Origin of the sequence: Pseudomonas sp. EA_5y_Pfl2_R50 (assembly GCF_963970475.1) — a bacterium.
Classification (GTDB): domain Bacteria; phylum Pseudomonadota; class Gammaproteobacteria; order Pseudomonadales; family Pseudomonadaceae; genus Aquipseudomonas.
This window is the reverse complement of record NZ_CAXAPT010000029.1, coordinates 1-3121: the sequence shown is the minus strand read 5'-3', so window position 1 is coordinate 3121 and position 3121 is coordinate 1. Positions and strand designations below refer to the sequence as shown.

Annotated in this window: 2 protein-coding genes, 1 tRNA gene and 1 pseudogene; 2 read left to right on the top strand and 2 right to left on the bottom strand. The window is 54.2% G+C overall.

Annotation, left to right across the window (positions count from 1 at the left end):
• Positions 1-302 precede the first annotated feature (302 nt).
• Positions 303-483: pseudogene (locus tag AACY19_RS26455) on the top strand (IS5/IS1182 family transposase); the annotation flags it as partial.
• A 172-nt stretch (positions 484-655) separates the two neighbouring features.
• On the opposite strand, the gene mgtE reads toward AACY19_RS26455, so the two are convergent.
• Positions 656-2098, bottom strand: coding sequence for a magnesium transporter (gene mgtE, locus AACY19_RS26450; protein ID WP_339454449.1), 1443 nt, complete (start codon positions 2096-2098; stop codon positions 656-658).
• 321 nt (positions 2099-2419) lie between these two features.
• Here mgtE and AACY19_RS26445 point away from each other — a divergent pair, with 321 nt between their 5' ends.
• Positions 2420-2938, top strand: a complete 519-nt coding sequence (locus AACY19_RS26445; protein WP_339454448.1) for a cell envelope protein SmpA — start codon at positions 2420-2422, stop codon at positions 2936-2938.
• Between the two features lie 19 nt (positions 2939-2957).
• Here AACY19_RS26445 and AACY19_RS26440 read toward each other — a convergent pair.
• A tRNA-Arg gene (locus tag AACY19_RS26440) sits at positions 2958-3034 on the bottom strand.
• Positions 3035-3121 lie beyond the last annotated feature (87 nt).

Below are 3121 nucleotides of genomic sequence, written 5' to 3'. Positions count from 1 at the left end.
GTTGAAGAATCGATAGAAATTTATAACCGTAAGCGACCTCACTTGTCCCTGAAATACAAAACGCCCGATGCGGTGCATCGGGCGTTTTGAGACTGAAACAGGTGTAAACCTATTTCAGGACTAGACAATTTGAGCTGCTCGCAGACATAAAACGCCGTCAATTCAGACTATGTGGAAACCTGACAATCTGCGCTGCACTCAAAGAAAATGCTCCGTATCGAAAGATACGGAGCATTTTTCGTTATAGCCTACATCCAAGTAGATGCCCCCCCCCCAACGAGACCAAACTGCTCCCAGCCTAGCTGGAAGAGCTGGCCCCTGAGGATCACCTCGCTCGAGTCATCGACCTGTATGTCGCCAAGCCGGCTCTGATTCAACTGGTTTTGCCAAAACGCCTCCCGAGAGCACCGCTCGACTGATGCCCCCACCGATGAGCTAAACGGCTACTTGCAGCGGATTCGCTCATCGCGGCGCCTAATGGCCCTCGAGAGTTCCTCACCACCAGGGTTGATGGCGCGATTAGATGGCACATAGACCGTGATGGCGCCAATGGAATGAAAAGTCTTTTTCGCCTGTTGTCAGCACAAAAAAAAACGCCCCGAACAAGTCGGGGCGTTTTCACACAGTCTGAATCGCCGTTTTTCTGTACAGCAAGTCAGAGCAGGAAGATCGTCGCCAAACCCAGGAAAATGAAGAAACCACCGCTGTCGGTCATTGCGGTAATCATCACACTCGCCCCCATCGCCGGGTCGCGCCCCATTTTGGCCAAGGTCATTGGAATCAGAACCCCCATCAATGCCGCCAGCAACAAATTAAGCGTCATTGCCGCTGTCATCACCACACCCAGCGACCAGCTGCCGTAGAGCAGATACGCGACCACGCCGATCACGCCACCCCAGACCAAGCCATTGATCAACCCTACCGCCAGTTCCTTACGCATCAGGCGCGAAGTGTTACCCGTGCTGACTTGATCGAGCGCCATCGCGCGAACGATCATGGTGATCGTCTGATTACCGGAATTACCGCCGATACCCGCCACTATCGGCATCAATGCCGCGAGTGCCACCAGTTTTTCGATGGAGCCCTCAAAGAGCCCAATTACCCGCGAAGCGACGAAAGCGGTGATTAAATTGATTGCCAGCCACGCCCAACGGTTGCGCAGGGATTTCCAGACCGAGGCGAAGATATCTTCTTCTTCACGCAGACCCGCCATGTTGAGGACTTCGCTTTCGCTTTCCTCGCGAATCAGGTCGACCATCTCGTCGATAGTCAAACGACCAATCAGCTTGCCGTTCTTGTCGACCACGGGGGCGGAGATCAAGTCGTAACGCTCGAACGCCTGCGCCGCATCGTAAGCATCTTCGTCCGGGTGAAAACTCACCGGATCACTGGCCATGACTTCGGAAACCTGTTTCTCCGGGTCATTGACCAGCAAACGCTTGATTGGCAGCACACCCTTTAGCACGCCGTCGTAATCGACAACGAACAGTTTGTCAGTATGACCAGGGAGCTCCTTGAGACGACGCAGATAACGCAGAACCACTTCGAGGCTGACATCCTCACGGATGGTGACCATCTCGAAGTCCATCAGCGCACCGACCTGCTCCTCGTCATAGGACAGCGCTGAGCGCACACGCTCACGTTGCTGGTTATCCAGGCTTTCCATCAGCTCATGGACAACATCTCGCGGCAGCTCGGAAGCCAAGTCAGCGAGTTCGTCGGCGTCCATGTCCTTGGCAGCAGCCAGGAGTTCGTGATCGTCCATGTCGGCGATCAGCGTTTCACGAACGGAATCGGATACTTCGAGAAGAATGTCGCCGTCGCGATCAGCCTTGACCAGTTGCCAGAGCGTCAGACGATCGTCCAGCGGCAAGGCTTCAAGGATATAGGCGACGTCAGCGGAGTGCAGATCATCGAGCTTGCGCTGCAACTCGACAAGATTTTGCCGGTGAACCAGATTTTCGACGCGGTCGTGATGCGGACCTTCCTGACGATGGGTCAGGTCTTCAACAACACGTTGACGCTGCAGCAGCTCAACGACCTGAGCCAGACGATCCTGCAGGCTTTCCTGTGTTTTCTTTACTTCGATTTCAGACATAGGCGAACTCCACTCCCAGCAGCGGGGCACGCCGGAAGGATCAATCAGTCAATTCATGATTGGTAAAACGGGGTACTGAGTAACTACTGGGTAAGTCCATGGAGGTTTTCCATAAGCCCCGGCGGGGCTGACGGGCGCAATGATACACCGCCTGACGGTTTAAAACGTTAAAAAATCACGGTCGAAACAAGCGCTTGCGAAACAAACCTGAACGCTGCCCTGATCCATGCAACTGCGACGACTCATCCTGAAAAGAAAACACACCGACAACGAAAAATGTAGCGTCTACCCTTGAGCGTAGATCGTCATGGAGGACATCGAATGCCAGCGAAAACATTCCGCCTTTTGCTTTCCACCCTGCTATGCCTGCCACCCGCGACTACCGCCGCGACCCTTCATCGCTGTGAAGCCGCCGACGGCGGCATCACTTTCACAAGCCTGAGTTGCGCCGCGGGAGACCAACGCTCATCACACGAAGTCCATCCCTACTCACCTGGCTCGATCAACGCCGTGATGCCGGAAGCCAACCATGAAAAAGCTGCCAGAATCAAAACCGCGCGCCGAGAACCCGGCATCGTTGGCCGCGCGGATGATAAATGCGGAAATCTCATCGATGCCAGGCAACGTCGCGAAGCGATCATCAATCGACGCGTAATCGCCGGCATGAGCCAGCAAGATGTCGAAAGCGCACTGGGCAAACCGGACAAGGTCAATATTCGAACTTCGACAACGAGCTACCGTTACGACCTCAAGCGAGGCAGAAGTGCTCAGGTCGATTTTGATGAGAGAGGATGCGTGACAGGAAAAGCCAAATCCCGGACAGCAAAAAGCCCGCGATAAACGCGGGCTTTTCGGTATATGGTGCACTCGACAGGATTCGAACCTGTGACCGCTCGGTTCGTAGCCGAGTACTCTATCCAGCTGAGCTACGAGTGCATTTTGTGTTTTTAGACCAGACCACAACTGGCTGAAACCAAGTCATTTACATTGCTGCAACTGACTCTTAAATGGTGCACTCGACAG

What these genes read in the sequence shown, in the direction of transcription:
- mgtE (WP_339454449.1), bottom strand. Translation starts at nt 2,098, where the DNA reads ATGTCTGAAATCGAAGTAAAGAAAACACAGGAAAGCCTGCAGGATCGT.
- AACY19_RS26445 (WP_339454448.1), top strand. Translation starts at nt 2,420, where the DNA reads ATGCCAGCGAAAACATTCCGCCTTTTGCTTTCCACCCTGCTATGCCTG.